This window comes from Alistipes sp. DJF_B185 (assembly GCF_964250025.1).
Taxonomy (GTDB): Bacteria; Bacteroidota; Bacteroidia; order Bacteroidales; family Rikenellaceae; genus Alistipes; species Alistipes finegoldii.
Genome location: NZ_CAXUDY010000002.1, coordinates 46,162 through 65,834, shown reverse-complemented (window position 1 = coordinate 65,834; position 19,673 = coordinate 46,162). Strand labels below are relative to the sequence as shown.

Genomic DNA, 19,673 nt, shown 5'->3' with positions numbered 1-19,673 from the left:
TTTATGCAACAACGCAGAGTAAATTTCCACACCCTCGGCTGCAAACTCAACTTTTCGGAAAGCTCGACCCTCGCGCGGGAGTTCGAGCGCGGCGGTTTCGTGCGCGTCGCACCCGACGCCGAGGCCGACATATGCGTCATCAACAGCTGTTCGGTCACGGAACACGCCGACAAGAAATGCCGCAACCTGATCCGCAAACTCCACCGCCGCAATCCCGGTGCCATCATCGCCGTGACTGGCTGTTACGCGCAGCTCAAACCGCAGGAAATAGCGGCGATCGAAGGTGTTGATATCGTGCTGAGCAATAATGATAAAGGAATGTTATATAAACGGGTGGTCGAACTCTCCGGCAAGGGCCGTGCGCAGATTTACAGCTGCGATACCGAATCGCTCACTTCGTTCTTCGCGGCCTTTTCGAGCGGCGACCGCACGCGCGCTTTCCTCAAGGTGCAGGACGGCTGCGACTACAAGTGCGCCTACTGCACGATCCACTATGCCCGCGGCGGCAGCCGCAACATGCCGATCGCGGACCTCGTCGCCGAAGCCCGCCAGATCGCTGCGGCCGGACAGAAGGAGATTGTCATCACGGGAATCAACACGGGGGATTTCGGCCGTACGACGGGCGAGCGTTTCATCGACCTGCTGCGTGCGCTCAACGAAGTCGAAGGCATCGAACGCTACCGGATTTCGTCCATCGAACCTAATCTTCTAACGGACGAAATCATAGCGTTTTGCGCCGCGTCACCTAAATTCCAGCATCACTTCCATATTCCGCTCCAGAGCGGTTCGGACAAAATTCTCGGACTGATGCGCCGCCGCTATACCACGGCGCGTTTCGCCGACCGCATCGCCGCCGTGCGCGCCCTGATGTCCGACGCCTTCATCGGCATCGACGTCATCGTCGGTTTTCCCGGCGAAACCGAGGAGGATTTCCGCACGACGTACGATTTTCTGGAGGAACTCAAGCCCGCTTTTCTCCACATATTTCCTTTTTCGGAGCGTCCCGGAACGCCTGCCATCGATATGCCCGGCAAGGTGCAGCCGTCGGTGGCGACGCGCCGCGTCGCCGAACTGGAAGAACTTTGCGGGCGGCTGCACGGCGCATTCTGCGCCAAAGCCGTCGGCTCCGAGGATACCGTGCTGTTCGAAAGCACCCTGCGCGGCGGCATGATGTTCGGCTATACGGGCAGCTACCGCCGGGTGAAGGCCCCCTACGACCGGACGCGCATCAACGCCATTTGCCGGGTGCGCTTCGGGGCGATGGACGAATCTCACGATCTGATGGGTGATATTCTCGATTAATTCACTATATTTGCATTGATAAAATCAAAAGAAGTATGACGGGTATGCGCAGAAGAGTGACGATCGGTTTTTTGAGTATCGTCTGCCTGCTGTTTTTTTCGGGGATGGTCTCGTTCGTGGAACTGAGCCACCTGAGCCGCGATACGGGCGAAATCCTCAAGGCCAACAAGCGTAATATCGAGCTGGCCAAGGAGATGCTCGACGCCGCCTATGAGCAGAACGTGGCGCTTATCCGCCTTTCGGTGTTCGGAGACAACTCCTACGACAGCCTTTGCCGGTCGAGTATGGAGCGGCTGGAGAACACGCTGCTCGTGGCCCAGAGCGAAGCCCTCGACAAGTCGTTTCTCGACTCGCTGGCTTTCGCGACGACCGAGCTGCGCCTGCTGACCGACAACTACCTCGCCTTCGGGGCGCATGCCGCGGCGAATCCGGCCGCGCCCGATTCGGTGGGCCGCAGCTGGTATGACAGCGAATACGAAGTCCTTTACGGCCGTCTGACCGCTGCCATCAAGAACTATATGACCTCGACGCAGAGCTCGCTGGCTCCGCGTGCCGAGCAGATGAAGAAAAACGCCTACCGGGCCGTTACGCCGGTGCTGATCTCGCTCGTGGTGATGATCGCCATCGTGCTGATGCTCTACTACTTCATGTCGGTCTACTGCGTCAACCCCATTATCCGGATGAACAAGGGGCTGGGCGACTACCTCTCGTTCCGCGTGCCGTTCGCCGTCAAGGCCGACTGCAAGGACGAAGTCTTGGAGCTGAAGGAGAAGATCGAGACCCTGATAACCGTTTCCAAGCAGCCAAAATCCTGATTGCGATGCGAGTAGACGTGGTTTTGCGATATGTCGGGGTCGTGATGCTTTTCATCGCGCTGTTCATGCTGTTGTCGGCGGGGATTTCCTTTGTCAGCGGCATGGATTCGGCGTTCTATCCCCTGCTGCTCGCGTCGCTGCTCACGGCCCTCTTGGGGGCGTTTCCGCTGATCTTCGTCGAACGTACGCAGCAGATCACCAACAAGGAGGGATTCTGCATCGTGGTCGGCTCGTGGCTGGTCGCCTGTCTGGTCGGCATGTTCCCCTACCTGATCTGGGGTGGGGAGTTCAGTCTGGTGAACGCTTGGTTCGAAAGCGTTTCGGGCTTTACGACGACCGGATCGACGATCCTGAACGATATCGAGGTGCTGCCGCGGGGGCTGCAGTTCTGGCGCATGTCCTCGACGTGGATCGGGGGTATGGGCGTGGTCATGTTCGCCCTGCTGATCCTCCCCTCGCTGGGGCGCAACAAGATGACGCTGTCGAGCGTCGAGCTTTCGACCTTGGCCAAGGATAATTACCGCTACCGGACCCAGATCATCGTGCAGATTCTGCTGGTGGTCTATGTGGGCCTTACGGTGCTGACGACGGTACTGCTCAAAATGGCGGGCATGAACTGGTTCGATTCGCTCTGCCACGCCATGTCGGCGTGCGCCACGAGCGGTTTCTCGACCAAGAACGCCAGCGTCGCCTATTTCAACAGTCCGATGATCGACACGATCCTGATCTTCGCCATGGCTACGGCGGGTATCCACTTCGGACTGATCTATGCGACGGTGACCGGCAAACGCAACAACATATTCCGTTCGGAGGTGACGCGCTGGTATCTTATCATGTTGCTGGGCGGCGGCCTGCTGATCGCCGTCAGTCTCTTCGCCGCCAACATATACCCTACGTTTTCGGCGGCGTTCCATCATGCGCTTTTCCAGTTCGTGTCGCTTGTCACGACGACGGGATTCGCCACGGCCGACTCCAACCAATGGACGTCGTTTGCGGTTATCCTGCTGATTTTCGGTTCGATCGTGTGCGCCTGCGCGGGTTCCACCGCGGGCGGCATCAAGACCAACCGGCTGGTGCTGGCGATGAAGATGATGCGCACGCGCCTGCGCCAGCAGCAGCACCCCAACGCGATCATCCGCATCAAGCTGGACGGGGTCATTCAGGAGAACGAAGCGCTCCATTCGGTCATGATATTTATCGTCGCATACCTGATGCTGATTCTCGCCGGCACGGTGCTGGGGACGATGTTCGGCGTCGATCTGATGACCAGCTTCTCCGGCTCGGTGGCTTCGATCGGCAATGTCGGTCCCGGATTCGGCCAAGTCGGGTCGATGGATAATTTTTCGTCCGTGCCGGGCGTTTTCAAGATATCCAGTTCGCTGCTGATGCTTCTGGGGCGTCTGGAGATTTTCGGGCTTATACAACTCTTTTTCATTAAATGGTGGAGGTAACCGGAATGTTGGTTCGTAAAACTTGCATATTGTTTCTGTTCGCGGCGCTTCTGGGCGCCGGAAGCCTGCGCGCGCAGCAGTTTTCAGTCGAAGCCCGCATCGCGGGGCTCGAAAGCAACGAGGAGTATATGTCGCTTCTGCGCGAGGATGCGCAGCTGCAGATGCGCGAAGATTCGATCGTCAATGCCGTGGAACGCGCCCGGCGGCAGCTGCGCGAGAACCCGGCGGGCCGCCAGCAGTATTCGCAGGATATTCTGCAGCTCGAAAGCCGGATATTCGAAATCCGCAATGCCAAGGGCCGCCTGATCGACCGTATCAACACCATCGAGCAGGAGTGGGTGCTCGCCAACCTGAACGGCGCGGCGTCGCAGCCGGCGGGGCCTGCCGCGGAAAATCCGGCGGCGGAGATTCCCGATTCGCTCAAGGTGCGCAATCTGGTCAGCAATCCCTATTTCCGGGAACAGCTCCCGGAGGCCGACTATGCCGCGCTCGTCGAAGCGCAGCGGCTGGAATTCGATGCCGTGGATTACGTGAACCGCTATTTTGCCAATTACGGCACGATTTCCGAGCTGGCCGAAGCCTACGCCGCGGCTCAGGCCGAAGCCGATGCGGCGGAGATTTACGACAAATACAAGACTCTGCAGGGCTTCAACCGCGTGCTGGCCGATTCGCTCTCCGACGCATGGAACTACATCTTCGACAACAAGAGCTATGCTTACGGCTACCTGATGGACAAGCTGGGGCGGGACGCGATTCTTTCCCGCGAGGAGGAGCGGCTCTCGGAGGCCGCCCGTCAGCTCTCGGAACTGCGCGGCGAGACCGCTTCGGACGCCGTGACCGACTATTTCCTGCGCAAGAAGGTGCTCGTCGGGTATGAAACCTCCGTGGCCGATATGCTGGGGCTGACCTCCGCGCGCGATTCGCTGCGGGGCGTGACGGCGCAGCTGGAGGGCATCGACTTCCGGCTGCCCCGGATCGACGTCGCAGAGCGTTATTTCCTCGATTACGACAGCGTTTCCTTCTCCTCGACGCCGAAGTACAGCTATCAGCATCCCATTCCCGAATGCAAGGTCTACGAGCACGGGACGATATACCGCATCCTGCTCGGCACGTTCAATACCAAGCGCGCCGTATCGACCTTCCGGGGCGTTTACCCGCTCTCCTATCTGGTCAACGATGACAGGAAATGGTGTTACTACGCCGGAGGTTTCGCCACGAGGGAGGAGGCCGAAGCGGCCCAAAAGCTGCTGAAGGCCCGCGGTTTCGTCCGCCCCGAAATCGTCGTGTGGACCGACGGCGAGTACCGCAATCTTTCGAAGGACCCCGAAGCGCAGCATATCGCCTACCGGGTCGAGATCGTCAGCTCCGAAGCGCTTTCCGACGCGGTGAAGGCGGCGATTACGGATACGGCCGAGGGGTGCGAGCTTTCGCGCGTGGGACAGCAGCTCTTCGTCGTCGGGACGTTCGACGATAAGGCCGTGGCCGACCGCGTGGCGGCCGCGGTGACGCAGACCGACCCGGCTTTGGAAATAAAAGTCGCTGAAATTGCGGAATAATTGATTTTAATTCCTATCTTTAGTCCAATATTCAACAACTTCCCTATGACGATGTTCTATATTGTACTCCTCATCTTTTTCGGCCTGCTCTTTCTGGTGGCGGAGCTGGTCCTGCTGCCGGGCGTGTCGATCGGCGCGATTCTGGCGCTGGTCTGCTACGGCAGTTCGATCTACCTCGCATTCCGCGATCTCGGCCCCGTCGCCGGTTCGGTGGTCGTGCTGGTTATTCTGGTGTTGTCGCTGATCGCCACCGTCGTTTCGCTGCGCGCCAAGACGTGGCAGCGCTTCTCGCTCAAACAGAAAATCAATTCGTCGAGCATGCCTACCCTGCCCGAACAGGAGCTGAGCGTCGGCGACCGCGGCACGACCCTCTCGCGCCTTTCGCCGATGGGCAAGATCGAGGTGAAAGGACGGACTTATGAGGCCAAATCCTTGGGCGCCTATGTGGACCCCCGGAAGGAGATCGAAGTCGTCGGGTTCGAGAATTTCAGCGTCATCGTAAAAACAACCAAATAAAAACAAAAAACTATGGATTTTCAGGGTGGATTGATCGTTCTTATAATTTTCGTGAGCCTTTTTGCGATCTGGCTCATCTTCTATTTTATACCCGTAGGACTCTGGTTCTCGGCGTTGGTGTCGGGCGTGAGGATCAGCCTGCTGCAGCTTATCCTGATGCGCTGGCGCAAGGTGCCGCCCTCGACGATCGTCTCTTCGATGATCGAGAGCACGAAAGCCGGCTTGAGTCTCGATCCCAACGAACTGGAGGCCCATTACCTCGCGGGCGGCAACGTCACCAACGTCGTGCATGCACTGGTATCGGCCCAGAAAGCCAACATCATGCTCGACTTCAAGATGGCCACGGCCATCGACCTCGCGGGCCGCGACGTGTTCGAGGCCGTGCAGATGTCGGTGAACCCCAAGGTCATCAACACCCCGCCCGTAGCGGCCGTCGCCAAGGACGGCATCCAGCTGATCGCCAAGGCCCGCGTTACGGTGCGCGCCAATATCAAACAGCTGGTCGGCGGCGCCGGCGAGGAGACCGTGCTGGCGCGTGTGGGCGAGGGCATCGTCTCGTCGATCGGTTCGGCGGCTTCGCATAAGATCGTGCTGGAGAATCCCGATTCGATTTCGCGCGTGGTGCTCGAAAAGGGACTCGACGCCGGCACGGCGTTCGAAATCCTTTCGATCGACATCGCCGATATCGACGTGGGCAAGAACATCGGCGCCCAGCTGCAGATGGATCAGGCGCAGGCCGACAAGAACATCGCGCAGGCCAAGGCCGAGGAGCGCCGCGCCATGGCTGTCGCCTTGGAACAGGAAAACAAGGCCAAGGCGCAGGACGCCCGCGCCAAGGTGATTCTCGCCGAAGCCGAGGTGCCGCTGGCCATGGCCGAAGCGTTCCGCAACGGCAATCTGGGGATCATGGATTACTACAAAATGAAAAACATCATGGCCGACACGACGATGCGCGAGACGATCGCACGGCCGGAGAAGAAATAACCCGTAACGGGCCGATTCGGGGGTACGTCTGTGCGTACCCCTTTTTTGTCGCCCTGAAATGCTGCGAACCATGAAGAAGATTTTTATTTTGCTGTTTCTCGGAGCCGGCGTCTCCGCCGCTGCGCAGACGCCGTTCGCCGACTGTTTTTTCGACAAAACGATGCGCTTCGACTACTATCACGCCGGAGACAGCCGCTCGGAGGAGTATTTCTTCGACGCGCTGAAGGAGGAGCCTTACTGGGCAGGGTCTAAGGTCTCGCTGGTCGATACGACCGGATACGGCAACCAGTTTTTCCGTATCGTGGACCGGGCGTCGGGCCGGGAGATCTATTCCCGCGGCTTCTGCACGCTTTTCAACGAGTGGCAGAGTACGCCCGAAGCCGACAGCGTGCGCCGCTCCTATCCTGAATCGGTGGTGTTCCCCTATCCCAAACGTCCGTGCCGGATCGAGATTTTTACCCGCAACGGCAAAGGGCGTTTCGAGAAGCGTTTCAGCCAGAATATCGACCCCGATTCCTATTTTATCGAGCGGTTCACGCCCCGCTGCGAGACGTTCGAGGTGATGTATTCCGGCAATTCGGCGCAGCGTGTGGACATCGTCCTGCTGCCTGAGGGCTACGGGGCCGGCGAGCGGGCCAAATTCGAGTCGGCCTGCCGCACGTTCGCCGACGAATTTTTCAGCTATTCGCCCTATAAGGAGAACGCCGCGCGCTTCAACGTCCGCGCCGTGTGGGCTCCCTCCGACGATTCGGGCGTGACCATCCCCGGTGAAAACGTCTGGCGCAATACGGCCTGCGGCGCGAGTTTCTATACCTTCGATTCGGAACGCTACCAGATGGTGACCGATTTCCAGCGTCTGCGCGACATGGCGGCGCATGTGCCTTACGATTATATCTATGTGCTTTCGAACACACAGAAATACGGTGGCGGCGGGATTTTCAACTTTTACGGCATCAGCGCCGCGCACCACCCCACGCGCACCGGAAAAATCCATGTCCACGAGTTCGGCCATCTGCTGCTGGGGCTGGGCGACGAATATGTCGGCACGACCTCCTATGACGACATGTACGCGAAAAGTATCGAACCGTGGGAACCCAACCTGACGACGCTCGTCGGGTTCGGGGATAAATTCTGGAGCCGGATGGTGGCGGAGGGAACTCCCGTGCCGACGCCCGACACGGAGGAGTACGACGGTGTCGTGGGCGTTTTCGAAGGCGGCGGGTATGCCGCCGAGGGTGTCTACCGCCCGTGGCGGAACTGCCTGATGAACAACCTGCACAAAACGGACGAGTTCTGTCCGGTCTGCAGCAAGGCTATTGTCGATTATATCGACTTTCTCTGCAAATGACAGAACTCCGGATTCCCGCAAGGCCGGAAAGCCTGCGGGAATCTGCGTTTCCGGGATTGTGCCGGATTGAAATACGAAGAGAGGACCGTCTCGGACGGTCCTCTCTTTCCGTATCGTGGAAGATGTTGTGGCGGGATTGCAGGCGGCCCTGCCGGATAACGCCGGAGCCGGGCGCCGGATTTCCCGTTTCGGATGCCGGGGGCGCTACGGCGCGGAAGCCTCCGTCCCGTCGCCGCCGGTTCAGTACACCTCTTCGGGGAGCGTTTCGCCGACCGGTTCGCCGTTGAGTTCGTCCCGCCACTTGATTGCGGCATGCGTGCCGTCGCAGTAAGGCTTGTTGGCCGACTGTCCGCAGCGGCATGCGACGACGCGGTTGCGGATTTCGTACGTCTGCCCGTTTTCGCGCCGCATGGGAATGCCGCCGCGTATCCACAAACCGCCGCTGGCGCCGATCGTAATGTCTTCGATCAGGCCGAGACTCGGTTCGAACCGGAATTCGTAGGGTTTCATCGTCTCTTTGTCCCATGCCATGAGACGGCCGCTGGGACACATCGAAGCTTCGCGGACGGCCAGCCTGCGCGCTTCGGGATCGTCCGACTGCTCGGTGAGCGACCATGCGTCGCCATGCGGGTGGCAGAAGCGTGCGAAGACGCAGTATTTTTCGTTGTCCGTCATCTGAAGCGTGCCGCCGTCGATCACTTCGGCATTGTCGAGCAGCGCATCCCGCTGCGCCGTGAGTCGCGGATCCCAGCTGGCTTTTTCATGGCTGCCGTCGCAGTAGGGCTTGCGGCGGGAGGCTCCGCAGCGGCATAGCGCCGTGGGTTCCGATTCGGTCGAGAAGTGCCTGCCCTCCTGAAAATACCAGCTGTCGTTGGACTCGTCGGGCATGATGAACTGTTCGGCCAGCGGCGGCCGCCCGTATACCAGATAGGGGCCTGTTTCGGTTACGGTGATGCTGAACCGCTCCTCTGCGGGGGAGCTTCCCGTTTCAATTTTCAAATTGGACATGTTGGACATACTATTTGAGTTTATATTTCGTTTGGGTGTAGGCGGCAATAATTATTCCCAAATCCCGACGGATGAAATATTTGGGATGCCTTTATAGGATTTATCCCGCTTTTTGGTATCTTTGCAGAGATTTTTTAAACTGACATAAAGTAAATTTGGGCAATATGAAAGGATTCGTAAAACTGATAGCCGTGGTCGTGACTGCGGCGGCGTTTGCCGTGTCGTGCAGTAAGGACAAGGATTCGGGCGCCGTATCGTTCGACAAACCTGCGGTCTTCATCGACGCGCCGAGCGGCATGGCTACAGTGGGCTTCACCCTGCGGAACATCAAGACGCTCTCCGTTACGAGCCAGCCCACGGGCTGGGACGAGCCGATGCTCGACCAAACCACGGGCATGCTTACGGTCATAGCTCCTTCGGCCACGGCACTCGAAAAGGGTACGGCCGTCGAATCGGGTACGGTCGTGCTGGCCGGGGTCACTCCGGGCGGGACGAGCGTTTCGGGCGTGCTTTTCGTCGGCGTCGTAAAGACCGTGGACCTGAGCGCGGCGGGCGTGGCCAACAGTTATATGGCATCCGTGAAAGAGACCAACTACCTGTTCGACGTCATGCACAAAGGCGACGGTTCGCCGCTGGCGACGGATCATCTGGGCGTTATCTGGAAATCTGCGTCGGGACTGGTGCAGTATCTGCAGATGGAGAACGGCAAGGCGTCGTTCTACATCGGAGCCGACACCGAAGACAGCAATAAGATCCTCAAGGGCAACGCCGTGATCGGCGCTTACGATGCCAACGACGAACTGATCTGGAGCTGGCACGTCTGGGCGACGGACTACGATCCCGAAGGCGAAAACGCTTCGGTCGAGCTGAACGGCTATACGATGATGACCCGCAATCTGGGCGCGCTGGCCAACGGCAATGCGACGACGTCCGAGATACTGGCCTCCTACGGTCTTTATTACCAGTGGGGCCGCAAGGATCCGTTCATCGGGCCGAGCACCTATAAGATCTCCAGCGGTCAGGGCGCCGCGATGTACAACGACAGCGGCAGCCGCACCTATGTGACGATGGTCGCGTCGAGTGCCGAGACCGGAACGATGGATTATGCCGTCAAACACCCGCTTACCTTTGTTACGGGCGTCGCCGAGTCGAATAACGACTGGCTCTGGAGCAAGTCCGATGCCGGCTGGTCGTCGGACGGCGATGCCGGCGCAAAGAGCGTGAACGACCCCTGCCCCTACGGCTGGCGCGTCGCTCCTTCGGCCGCTTTTGCCGGGCTTAAGATCGTCGGAACTCCCGCCGCGGGCGACGAGGAGAAATTCGGCTGGACGCTGACCGACGGAAAAGCCGAATCGTTCTTCATGGGCGGCGGACGCCGCCGCTACGACGACGGCAAGATTCAGAATATTTATATTCCGAAGGATGAAGCGAAGATGAAGTTGTATACCCGTGCGGATATCGCGCAGCCTTGGGAGGGACTTTACTGGACTACCGCCGTGAACGGCACGCAGTCGCACGCGCTTCATTTCTGGTACGAGAAGCTCACCGGGACGGGCGGCATCGCGCCTGCCGAAGCGTATGCCCGCGCCAACGGCATGCAGGTGCGCTGCGTGAAGGTGAAGAATCTGTAGACGACCGATATGCAAGACAAGACAACGGGCCGGCAGCATGCCGGCCTGTTGTTGTTTGGTATAACAGTTGCGGTGTGGGACGGTAAACTACCGGGCAATGAAAATCAAAACAGGAAAAGGTACGATCACGCTTACGGTATTGCTGGCGATCTGGTCCGTGTCGGCGATCGCCTCGCTGCCGGGACTTGCCATATCTCCGATTCTGGGGGATCTGAACCGGATATTTCCCAAAGCCACCGACCTCGAAATTCAGATGCTGACCTCGCTTCCGTCGCTGCTTATCATCCCCTTCGTGCTGCTTTCGGGACGCCTCTCCGTGGGCAGGGACAAACTCCGGATTCTCACCGTCGGACTTGCGGTCTTCTTCCTGAGCGGCGTCGCCTGCATTTTTGCCAAGAGCATGGCGTGGCTGATCGTCATCAGCTGTATTCTCGGCATCGGCGCAGGCATGGTGATTCCGCTTTCGACGGGACTCGTGGTCGATTATTTCACGGGCGATTACCGCGTGCGCCAGCTGGGCTACAGTTCGGCGATCAACAACCTGACCCTCGTGCTGGCCACCGTCGTCGCCGGCTATCTGGCCGATGTGAACTGGCATCTGCCCTTTCTGGTCTATACCCTGCCGGGCGTCTCGCTGGCCCTGTCGTTTTTCCTCAGGCGCGGACGCTCTACTCCCGAACCGGAGCAGAGCATCCAGATGCGCCATAAGATGATTGACCGCCGCAAGCTCGTCGGGCTGATGCTGTTCTATTTTTTCGCCACCTACGCCGTGCTGGTCGTGACGTTCTACGCCTCGTTTCTTGTCGACGACTACAAGATAGACAGCTCGTTCTCCGGCGTGCTGATCTCGCTTTTCTTTCTGGCGATCATGGTGCCGGGACTCTTCATCGACAAGATTATCCGGCGGCTGACGCGCAGCGTCAATCTCGTCTCGCTCGCATTGATCTGCGCCGGGCTGCTCTGCGTGGGTATTTTCCGCGACAAGACGATGCTCGTCGTCGGGGTTTTGTGCGCGGGCTTCGGCTACGGCGTGATCCAGCCCGTCATTTACGACAAGGCGGCGACGATCGCCCCGCCGCGCTCGGCGACGCTGGCGCTGTCGTTCGTGATGGCGATGAACTATCTGGCCGTGATGGTCTGTCCCTTTATCGTGGACCTTTTCCGGCATCTGTTCGGAACCCACAGCGATCGTTTCCCGTTTTTCTTCAATGCGGCGCTGGTGCTGGCGCTCGCGCTCGTCACGTTCCGCCGCCGGGACGATTTCATTCTCGGACTCGACGAATCCTATTACAAAAATTAGCGGAAACACTTGGTAATAATGTAAAAAGGTTTATTTTTGTACTGAAAAGTCACTTTTTACGATTATCAAGAGATGAGAAAGATTTTGTTCATGGCTCTGGCGGTCCTCATTGCGGCCGGCTGCGCGGAGTCCGAGAAAGGTACGCTTTGCGTGAAGATCGCTCCGGCTATCCGTACGCGCGTCACGGGTCTGCATTTCGATACCGGCGACCGTATCGGTCTGACGATCTCCAAAGGGAGTGCCCCGTACGCCGAGAACGTGCCGATGACCTACGACGGCACGGCTTTTACGGCGTCCGGGCTGTCGTGGTACAACGACCTGAATGAAAAGTCCGTATTGACGGCCTATTATCCCTATGCCGAAGGCGGAAGACCCGACGAATTCACCGTCTCCTCGGACCAGACGCAGGGCAACGGGCCGTCCGACCTGCTGGCGGCCGTGAAAACCGACGTTACGCCCGTTTCGGCGCCTGTCGGCATGGTTTTCTACCATGTGATGTCGCAGCTGACGATCGTGGTCTCCAACAGTTCGAGTGCGGCGGTGACCGGAGTCAGCGTCGGCGGACTCGTTCCGACGGCCGAGATCGACTATTCGGCGCCGAAGGCGGCGGCCAAAAGCGGCGTCGCCGCTGCGGAGGTCAAAACCTGCGAGGTGAAGCCCGGCGCTACCTATCGCGCGATTCTGGTGCCCCAGCAGGCCGCCCTGACCGTCACGGTCACCACGGACGACGGCAGGAGCCACAGCAAAACCCTCTCTTCGGCACAGCTCGAAAGCGGCAGACGGTACGATATGTCGGTTCTCGTTACCAACGAGGAGATCCAAATTTCGCTCAGCGGCGATATCGGTGATTGGGAAGACGGCGGATCGCTCGACGGCAGCGGCGGCGGTGACGGCGGCGACGACGATTCGCAGACGCTCTCCTACGGGGGCGTGACCTACCGGACGACGACTGTCGGGGAGACGGTCTGGATGGCCGAGAACCTGCGCTATGTGCCCGACGAAGCGTTGCTGACGAAGGGCATTTGGTATCCCGACGGCAACGAGGATGCGGAGTACGTCCGCGAACACGGCATGCTGTACAGCTTTACTGCGGCGCTGGGCGGCGCACAGGCCGTTTCCGGCGCTCCGGTTCGGGGAATCTGCCCGGAGGGCTGGCATGTACCTTATATCGACGAACTACAAACGCTGGCCGCGGGTCCCGATTGCGGATTTACGCTCGCCGGCATGTGGAATTCCGTTTCAAAGAACTATGTCTCGTCGGCTAAAAGCGGTTATCTGATGAGTGCCACGACTGACGACGGAGGAAGCAGCTACAGTGCGCTGTTGTTCTATGCGTCCGGCGGCAATCCGTCGCCTTCATCGCTGCCGGCGGGTAACGGAGTTTCGCTTCGCTGCGTGAAAGACGCGAAATAGTGCGCTGAAGCGCTGCAACGAAACAAAGGTCCCCGTTTTCGGGGACCTTTTCTGTAGTGCGGTTGCACTGCGTTTTTTGTGTTTTGCCCGGTCTCGCCCGGCGTCAGTCGCGGTTCAGGAAGAAGATCGGAATATTGGCCACGAACACGTCGTCGCCGCAGAGCCGGTCGCGTTTGGCGATCAGTTCGCTCAGCAGGATGTCGCCGATGACGTAGTTGCTCTTTTCGCTGGTGTACTGTTCGTGAATCTTCGTGAAGTTCAGGATGCCGTGAATGTCGGTATCCGTGTACCGGACGTATATCTTCAGCGTGATGTCGGTCGTATAGTCGGGCTTCTGGATATAGCTCAGCTTCTTGTATTCGTAGCGGTAGCCGTGCAGGCGGGCCATGATGTCGCTCAGGATCGACGAAGCCGTCGGAAGGCTTCCGGCCCCCTTGCCGAACATGAACTGCCGGTCGTAGCACTCGCCGCGGATCACCACGCCGTTGTACTCGTCGTCAACGCTGTAGATATACTTGGCGGGCGTCACGAACTCCGGCATGACGAACATCGTGAAGTGTTCGTCGCTCACCTTCACGACCTGCGCCACCAGCTTGATTTTGACGTTTTTCTCGCGGGCGTACTGGATGTCCGCATCGTGAATCGTCGAGATGCCGTACGTGAAGATGCGCTCCGGCGCGACATAGGTGCCCAGCGCGTGTACCGTGATGATTACCAGCTTGAACAGCGAATCGTAGCCTCCGATGTCGAACGACGGGTCGCTTTCGGCGAATCCCAGCGCCTGCGCCTGCGCGAGTGCGTTGGCGTACGAATCCTTGTGGTCGAAAACGCGCGAGAGGATGTAGTTCGACGAACCGTTCAGGATACCCTTCACTTCGAGCAGCAGGTCGTTGTCGTAATACTCTTCGAGGTTGCGGATGACCGGAATCGAACCGCACGACGAAGCGTCGTAAAGCAGCGCCACGTTGTGCTTTTTCTGGATTTCGATCATTTCGGGCAGGTGGTGCGCCAGCATCGTCTTGTTGCCCGAAACGACGGGAATCCCTTTCAGCAGGGCGCTTTTCACGATGTCGTACGACGCTTTGGCGTCGTCGATCACCTCGACGATCAGGTCGATTTCGGGATTGTCGAGGATCTCCGCCGGAGAGTCCGTGAAGTGCGAACGGTCGATCGAACGGGGTTTGTCGAGCGAGCGGACGCAGATTTTGACGATTTCGGCATTGGCGTTCTTCGATTTGCGGACCACTTCGTAAATACCTTGTCCGACGACGCCGAATCCGAACAGGCCGATTTTAATTTTACCCATATGCTGCATGTTTGTTGATTATTCGTTATTCATGAACGGACGGAGGATGTCGTTCAGCTGTTCGTGCTCGACCAGAAATCCGTCGTGTCCGAACGGCGAGTCTATTTCGTGGTAGACGCTTCCGGCGATCATGCCCTGCAGTTCACGCATCTCGGCCGGAGTGAAGATGATGTCGGTCGTAATGCCGACGACGATCGTGCGGGCCGCGATCCGACTCAGGGCGGCCGCTACCCCGCCGCGTCCGCGTCCTGCGTCGTGGGTGTCGAATGCGTTGAGAATGGCGTAATAGGAGTAGGCGTTGTAGCGTCTGCAGAGCTTCTCTCCCTGATACTGCTGGTAGCTCGATGCGCGGTGCACGGCCGGAAGCTCCTCGCGGTCCTGCTGCGTGAGGTTGTAGCCCAGCGATCCCCTGTAGGTCAGCAGGCCGATGGCGCGGGCCGCCGCAAGACCGGCCATTCCCGCGTCGTCGCGCGGCTCGCCGAACGTCCGGTCGGCTTCGATGGCCATGCGCTGCGTCTCGTCGATGGCGATGCTCCACGGCGATGCCTTGGCCGAGGTGGCGATCAGCACCAGTTTGCCGATGCGTTGCGGCTCCGTGACGGCCCATTCGACGGCCTGAAATCCGCCCACCGAACTTCCGACCAGCGCGCCGATGCGTCCGATGCCGAGGGCGTCGGCCAGCAGGATGTGCGCCCGCACGATGTCGCGGATCGTGAAGGGCGGGAAATCCCGGTAGTACGGTGTGCCGGTTTGCGGATTCGTATGAAGCGGTCCCGTCGTGCCGTAGTGCGAGCCGAGGATGTTGGCGCAGACGACGAAATGACGCGCCGGATCGAGAAATTTCCCCGTTTCGACCGTGTGCGGCCACCAGTCCGCGACGTCCGAATTGGCCGTCAGCGCATGGCATACCCACACCACGTTGTCGTGCGCGGCGTTCAGTTCGCCGTAGGTGTGATAGGCGATCTTCAGCTCCGGCAGCGTGTGTCCCGTTTCCAGCCGGAACGGTTCGGGGGATATGTAAATGCGGGGTTCCATTACAGATGTTTCAGCGCTTCGTTCAGGTCTTCCTTTATGTCGTCGATATGCTCGATGCCGAGCGAAAGCCGCAGCAGGTTGGGATATACGCCCGAAGCGGCCAGTTCCTGTTCGCCGAGCTGGGCGTGGGTGGTCGATGCGGGGTGTATGAGCAGCGTTTTCGCGTCGCCGACGTTGGCCAGATGGCTGATCAGACCGAGGTTGTCTACGATCTTCGACGCCTGCTCCGCACTGCCTTTCACACGGAACGTCAGCACGCCGCCGAAACCGTTGCGGAGGTATTTCTTCGCCAGCGTGTGGTACTTGCTGCTTTTGAGTCCCGGATAGCTGACGTGTTCGATCTTGGGATGCTTCTCCAGCCACTCCGCGACCGCAAGTGCGTTGTCCACGCTGCGCTGTACGCGCAGCGAGAGCGTTTCGAGTCCCTGCGTCAGCAGGAACGCGTTGAACGGGCTGATGCAGGGGCCGATGTCGCGCAGCCCTTCGCAGCGGGTGCGGGTCGCAAAGGCGGTTTTGCCGCACTCTTTCCAGAAGTTGAAGCCGTGATACCCCTCCGAGGGTTCGCTCAGCAGCGGATATCTGCCGTTGCCCCAGTCGAAGTTGCCGCCGTCCACGACTACCCCGCCCAGACTCGTGCCGTGCCCGCCGATCCACTTGGTCGCCGAGTGCGTCACGACGTTCACGCCCCATTCGATCGGCCGGCAGAGGAATCCGCCCGCGCCGAACGTATTGTCGGTCACCACCGCGATGCCGTGTTTGTGCGCCAGCGCGACGATGGGTTCGAAGTCGGGTACGTTGAATTCGGGATTGCCGATCGTTTCCAGATAAACCGCTTTCGTACGGTCGTCAATGAGTGATGCGATGCTTCGGATGTCGTCGCCCTGAGCGAAGCGCACTTCGACGCCGATGCGGGCGAACGTATGCTTGAACTGGCTGAACGTGCCGCCGTAGAGAAACGACGTGCTGACGATATTGTCGCCCGCTTCGACCAGATTGCTGAACGCCAGATACTGGGCGGCCATGCCCGATGCGGCGGCCACGGCCGCCGTGCCTCCTTCGAGCGCAGCCATGCGCTCTTCGAGAACCGAGGTCGTGGGATTGCTCAGACGGGTGTAGATGTTGCCCTCTTCGCGCAGGGCGAAGCGTGCCGCGCCCTGTTCGGCGCTGTCGAAAACATAGGACGTGGTCTGGTAGATCGGCAGTGCGCGCGAACCGGTCACGGGATCGGGCTGCTGGCCTGCGTGTACCTGCAGCGTTTCGAATCGGTAGTTTTTCGGAGTCATATTTCGCTGTTTGTTCGTTACAAAAAAATCCGACCTCGAAGGAAGCCGGATTGTGTCGTTCGTGCATACGGAAAGGTTACACCCGGCGGAATCGGCTGCGCATGCACATCATACCCATGGTCATCATACCGCGGAGTGTTCTGCAGTACGGGCTGTCGTATGTGTTCATTGCAGTCATTTCAGCGTTCGGATCTGTTTCCTATGGTGCAAATATAGCGGTTTTTTTGAGTTTTACGCTCGCCGCGGGATATTTTTTTGGAAAAACCTTTCCCGCGGTCGGAATTTTGCATGCCAAAGATGCGATTGTGGCCTGTTTTGTTAAATAAATGAGCGGAAATGATTTGGAGTTGAAAAATAATGTTTATCTTTGTCTCGAAGAATGTGCGCAATGCACAAGGTAAAGGCTTCGCAGCCTGTTTTCTCGACGGCCATGACGCTACCCGCCGGGGTCAGGAACCTTTATGTGCAGACTACCCTGCCCGACGGTACCGTGTCGGTCAGCATGCAGCCGGTTTCCGCGGCTCTCAATGTTGCGGGCGCCGTGATGAAAAGCGCCGAAGCGCACAAAATCCGCACTTCCGCTGCTACACGCAGCGAAAGCTCGTCGATGCCCGATTATCCGACATTGCCGGTTAAGACGGAAAGCGACTTCGCCGAAGGCGCGGTTATCCGCCAGACGCCGGCGGGCAATATCGACCTCGGAGCCAGCTGGATCGCCAAACCCTATGCCGCGGCGGCGGAATATTACATTCCCGCGGGCGCCGAGATTACGGGCAATATCAATTTGAACGGCAAGTTCTCGCCCCATTCCGCTCCGGTTCTCTACGTGGCGGGCAAACTGACGCTCAATGCGTCGGTTACTATCGGACAGGCGACCCTTGCGGTGCTTCCGGGCGGTAAAGTATATATCAAGGAGGCGAAAGCCAACCTCCAGCAGAATGCGGTCAATCCGGCCATCTATGTATTCGAGGGCGGTACTTTTACGACCGACAAGACGAGCTTTTCCTGCAAGACCGTCGTCAACGAAGGCACGTTCGTTGTCAACGGACTGTTCAACGTCAACACCTCTTGCGAGTTCTACAACGGAGCGACGGCCGCATTGCAGGCGGGTGAAGTCGAAGTCACCAACAAGGCGAAGCTCTACAACGACGGCAAGGTCGAAAGCGCCGATTTCCGGCTCAATACCTACGCCGAGCTTCACAACTGCGAGAACGGCACGGTTGCCATCGACGGGACCTTCTACGTGACCAACTATTCGGTGACCTACCAGAAAGGTGTGGCCACGATGGATAAACTCGAAGCCCGCGGCGGCGGTACGCTTTACGTGAACTGCTATACCGCAGCGGACGACGTCATTGCCGAAGGTGCGAAATTCTACATCGCTTCGGGTTCGGGTCTCGACGCCGGAACGGTATATTTCAACAGCAATACGGAGCTGTATGCCGCAGCCGGTTCGATCTTCTCCATGAACGAATACAATGCGAGCAGATCGGGCGGCAACGTGCGCATCGTCAGTCAGGCGCAGGCCGACCAGCCGATGGCCGTGGTCGTGATCCGGGAAAAGGGCGTCAGCTCGCGTTATTACGGCACCAAGTTCGAGGGACTTATGGAGGTCGTCTACGACAATGCGGCCGATGCGAAATACGTCATCGACGCCGGTAGCCTGATTGGCGGCGCCGTGATGCGCGACAAGCAGACGGTCGTGATTGCCGAGAGCAAATGCAACGGAGGCAAGGAGCCTGTGACTCCCGATCCGGAGCCGGAACCCGAAATCATCGAGGTGATCGGTGCGCCCTACACCTATTGTTTCGAGGACGGCTGGCCGTGGATCGGCGATTACGATATGAACGACGTGGTCGTCGTGACCGGCATCGACCGGCTCGTGAACAAGGAAAGCGGCAAGGTGGGTTCCATCCGCATCAACTGGGAGCTGAAAGCCGCCGGCGCCGCGCACCTCAATGCGTTCGCCGTGCAGCTGGACAAGGTCGCCGCTTCGCAGGTCGCCAGTGTCGAGACGACGAACACGGCCTTCGGCAAAGGCGCATTCGCTGGACCGGGTCTCGAATCCGGCAACGAATATGCTGTCATTCCGCTCTTTAACACCGCGCAGGAGATTCTCGGCGAAGGCACCTACATCAATACCTCCAAAGGTACGGCGCCCGTTCCGACCGTGAAGCATACGACGACCGTGACTTTCACCCAGCCCGTCGATGCGGCTGCGGTGCTGGAGTCGGCCGTCAATGCCTTTATCGTCGTCAATTCGAAGAGTTCGGGCGTATTCAGCCGCGATACCGAGGTGCATATGCCGACCTACAAGCCGACCGGATTCGCGGTCGTTTCGGGCAATACGTTCGCCGAAGCCGAGCCGTACAAATACTTCGTGTCGAAGGGAACGGGTATGAAGGACAACTACATGATGTGGGCGCTGATGATTTCGGGCGAGTTCCGCTACCCTGCCGAGCGCAAGGACATCCGCACCGCCTATACCTATTTCAACGCATGGGCCGCATCGGGCGGTGCCCAGCACGTGGATTGGTACGAGGACGAAGCCGACGAGGATATGCTCTATTAAAGATTCGTATCGGTTATTCCGAACCGCAAGGCCGCAGGTTTTTCCTGCGGCCTTGTTTTGTGTGGGGAGTTCTCCTTCTCCTTCTCCTTCTCCTTCTCCTTCTCCTTCTCCTTCTCCTTCTCCTTCTCCTTCTCCTTCTCCTTCTCCTTCTCC

The 19,673-nt window shown here is 59.0% G+C and carries 15 protein-coding genes; 11 read left to right on the top strand and 4 right to left on the bottom strand.

Annotation, left to right across the window (positions count from 1 at the left end):
- Window positions 1-3 precede the first annotated feature (3 nt).
- The 7 genes from mtaB to ACESTR_RS03415 all read left to right on the top strand — a co-directional run bounded on the left by mtaB (window position 4) and on the right by ACESTR_RS03415 (window position 7,972).
- Window positions 4-1,302, top strand: a complete 1,299-nt coding sequence (gene mtaB, locus ACESTR_RS03445; RefSeq protein WP_227042133.1) for a tRNA (N(6)-L-threonylcarbamoyladenosine(37)-C(2))-methylthiotransferase MtaB — start codon at window positions 4-6, stop codon at window positions 1,300-1,302.
- Between the two features lie 35 nt (window positions 1,303-1,337).
- On the top strand, window positions 1,338-2,117 hold the full coding sequence (locus ACESTR_RS03440; protein WP_009598253.1) for a hypothetical protein: 780 nt from the start codon (window positions 1,338-1,340) through the stop codon (window positions 2,115-2,117).
- Between the two features lie 5 nt (window positions 2,118-2,122).
- Window positions 2,123-3,568 carry a TrkH family potassium uptake protein gene (locus tag ACESTR_RS03435; RefSeq protein ID WP_193559085.1) on the top strand — a complete coding sequence of 482 codons (1,446 nt, stop codon included), beginning with the start codon at window positions 2,123-2,125 and terminating at the stop codon, window positions 3,566-3,568.
- Window positions 3,556-5,124: an SPOR domain-containing protein gene (locus ACESTR_RS03430; protein ID WP_130062639.1), complete on the top strand. Its 1,569-nt coding sequence runs from the start codon at window positions 3,556-3,558 to the stop codon at window positions 5,122-5,124. Before ACESTR_RS03435 ends, ACESTR_RS03430 begins: the two co-directional genes overlap by 13 nt.
- 45 nt (window positions 5,125-5,169) lie before the next feature.
- Complete coding sequence (locus ACESTR_RS03425) at window positions 5,170-5,640, top strand: NfeD family protein (protein ID WP_195559729.1); 471 nt, start codon at window positions 5,170-5,172, stop codon at window positions 5,638-5,640.
- 12 nt (window positions 5,641-5,652) lie between these two features.
- Window positions 5,653-6,624: a flotillin-like protein FloA gene (gene floA / locus ACESTR_RS03420; protein WP_195559730.1), complete on the top strand. Its 972-nt coding sequence runs from the start codon at window positions 5,653-5,655 to the stop codon at window positions 6,622-6,624.
- A 70-nt stretch (window positions 6,625-6,694) separates the two neighbouring features.
- A complete protein-coding gene (locus ACESTR_RS03415; RefSeq protein ID WP_009598233.1) occupies window positions 6,695-7,972 on the top strand; it encodes a M64 family metallopeptidase in 1,278 nt (425 codons plus the stop codon).
- A gap of 240 nt (window positions 7,973-8,212) precedes the next feature.
- On the opposite strand, the gene ACESTR_RS03410 is transcribed toward ACESTR_RS03415, so the two are convergent.
- Entirely contained in the window at window positions 8,213-8,980 is a 768-nt protein-coding gene (locus tag ACESTR_RS03410) for a CDGSH iron-sulfur domain-containing protein (protein WP_009598144.1), read from the bottom strand.
- Window positions 8,981-9,144: 164 nt separating this feature from the next.
- Between ACESTR_RS03410 and ACESTR_RS03405 the strand changes: the two genes are divergently transcribed.
- From ACESTR_RS03405 to ACESTR_RS03395, 3 genes are all read left to right on the top strand, one after another.
- Window positions 9,145-10,611, top strand: a complete 1,467-nt coding sequence (locus ACESTR_RS03405; RefSeq protein WP_130062640.1) for a hypothetical protein — start codon at window positions 9,145-9,147, stop codon at window positions 10,609-10,611.
- 97 nt (window positions 10,612-10,708) lie between these two features.
- Window positions 10,709-11,911 (top strand): MFS transporter, encoded by a 1,203-nt coding sequence (locus tag ACESTR_RS03400; RefSeq protein WP_195559732.1) that lies wholly within the window; start codon window positions 10,709-10,711, stop codon window positions 11,909-11,911.
- A gap of 72 nt (window positions 11,912-11,983) precedes the next feature.
- On the top strand, window positions 11,984-13,324 hold the full coding sequence (locus ACESTR_RS03395) for a fimbrillin family protein (protein ID WP_130062642.1): 1,341 nt from the start codon (window positions 11,984-11,986) through the stop codon (window positions 13,322-13,324).
- Between the two features lie 103 nt (window positions 13,325-13,427).
- Here ACESTR_RS03395 and ACESTR_RS03390 read toward each other — a convergent pair whose 3' ends face one another.
- From ACESTR_RS03390 to ACESTR_RS03380, 3 genes are read right to left on the bottom strand one after another with little or no spacing between them, the layout of a single operon-like run.
- Window positions 13,428-14,630, bottom strand: a complete 1,203-nt coding sequence (locus ACESTR_RS03390; protein ID WP_042494227.1) for a homoserine dehydrogenase — start codon at window positions 14,628-14,630, stop codon at window positions 13,428-13,430.
- Window positions 14,631-14,648: 18 nt separating this feature from the next.
- Window positions 14,649-15,665: a homoserine O-acetyltransferase family protein gene (gene metX / locus ACESTR_RS03385; RefSeq protein ID WP_195559734.1), complete on the bottom strand. Its 1,017-nt coding sequence runs from the start codon at window positions 15,663-15,665 to the stop codon at window positions 14,649-14,651.
- The gene (locus tag ACESTR_RS03380) at window positions 15,665-16,948 is read right to left on the bottom strand and encodes an O-acetylhomoserine aminocarboxypropyltransferase/cysteine synthase family protein (protein WP_195559735.1); all 1,284 of its coding nucleotides are present in this window, start codon (window positions 16,946-16,948) and stop codon (window positions 15,665-15,667) included. The genes metX and ACESTR_RS03380 overlap by 1 nt, the downstream gene beginning before the upstream one ends.
- Window positions 16,949-17,336: 388 nt before the next feature.
- On the opposite strand from ACESTR_RS03380, the gene ACESTR_RS03375 reads away from it, so the two are divergent.
- Window positions 17,337-19,520: an LruC domain-containing protein gene (locus ACESTR_RS03375; RefSeq protein ID WP_373178822.1), complete on the top strand. Its 2,184-nt coding sequence runs from the start codon at window positions 17,337-17,339 to the stop codon at window positions 19,518-19,520.
- The last annotated feature ends 153 nt before the right edge of the window (window positions 19,521-19,673 follow it).

Bases quoted from the DNA above. Each gene is read 5' to 3' on its own strand.
- mtaB (WP_227042133.1), top strand. From the start codon at position 4: ATGCAACAACGCAGAGTAAATTTCCACACCCTCGGCTGCAAACTCAAC.
- ACESTR_RS03440 (WP_009598253.1), top strand. From the start codon at position 1,338: ATGACGGGTATGCGCAGAAGAGTGACGATCGGTTTTTTGAGTATCGTC.
- ACESTR_RS03435 (WP_193559085.1), top strand. From the start codon at position 2,123: ATGCGAGTAGACGTGGTTTTGCGATATGTCGGGGTCGTGATGCTTTTC.
- ACESTR_RS03430 (WP_130062639.1), top strand. From the start codon at position 3,556: ATGGTGGAGGTAACCGGAATGTTGGTTCGTAAAACTTGCATATTGTTT.
- ACESTR_RS03425 (WP_195559729.1), top strand. From the start codon at position 5,170: ATGACGATGTTCTATATTGTACTCCTCATCTTTTTCGGCCTGCTCTTT.
- floA (WP_195559730.1), top strand. From the start codon at position 5,653: ATGGATTTTCAGGGTGGATTGATCGTTCTTATAATTTTCGTGAGCCTT.
- ACESTR_RS03415 (WP_009598233.1), top strand. From the start codon at position 6,695: ATGAAGAAGATTTTTATTTTGCTGTTTCTCGGAGCCGGCGTCTCCGCC.
- ACESTR_RS03410 (WP_009598144.1), bottom strand. From the start codon at position 8,980: ATGTCCAATTTGAAAATTGAAACGGGAAGCTCCCCCGCAGAGGAGCGG.
- ACESTR_RS03405 (WP_130062640.1), top strand. From the start codon at position 9,145: ATGAAAGGATTCGTAAAACTGATAGCCGTGGTCGTGACTGCGGCGGCG.
- ACESTR_RS03400 (WP_195559732.1), top strand. From the start codon at position 10,709: ATGAAAATCAAAACAGGAAAAGGTACGATCACGCTTACGGTATTGCTG.
- ACESTR_RS03395 (WP_130062642.1), top strand. From the start codon at position 11,984: ATGAGAAAGATTTTGTTCATGGCTCTGGCGGTCCTCATTGCGGCCGGC.
- ACESTR_RS03390 (WP_042494227.1), bottom strand. From the start codon at position 14,630: ATGGGTAAAATTAAAATCGGCCTGTTCGGATTCGGCGTCGTCGGACAA.
- metX (WP_195559734.1), bottom strand. From the start codon at position 15,665: ATGGAACCCCGCATTTACATATCCCCCGAACCGTTCCGGCTGGAAACG.
- ACESTR_RS03380 (WP_195559735.1), bottom strand. From the start codon at position 16,948: ATGACTCCGAAAAACTACCGATTCGAAACGCTGCAGGTACACGCAGGC.
- ACESTR_RS03375 (WP_373178822.1), top strand. From the start codon at position 17,337: ATGCACAAGGTAAAGGCTTCGCAGCCTGTTTTCTCGACGGCCATGACG.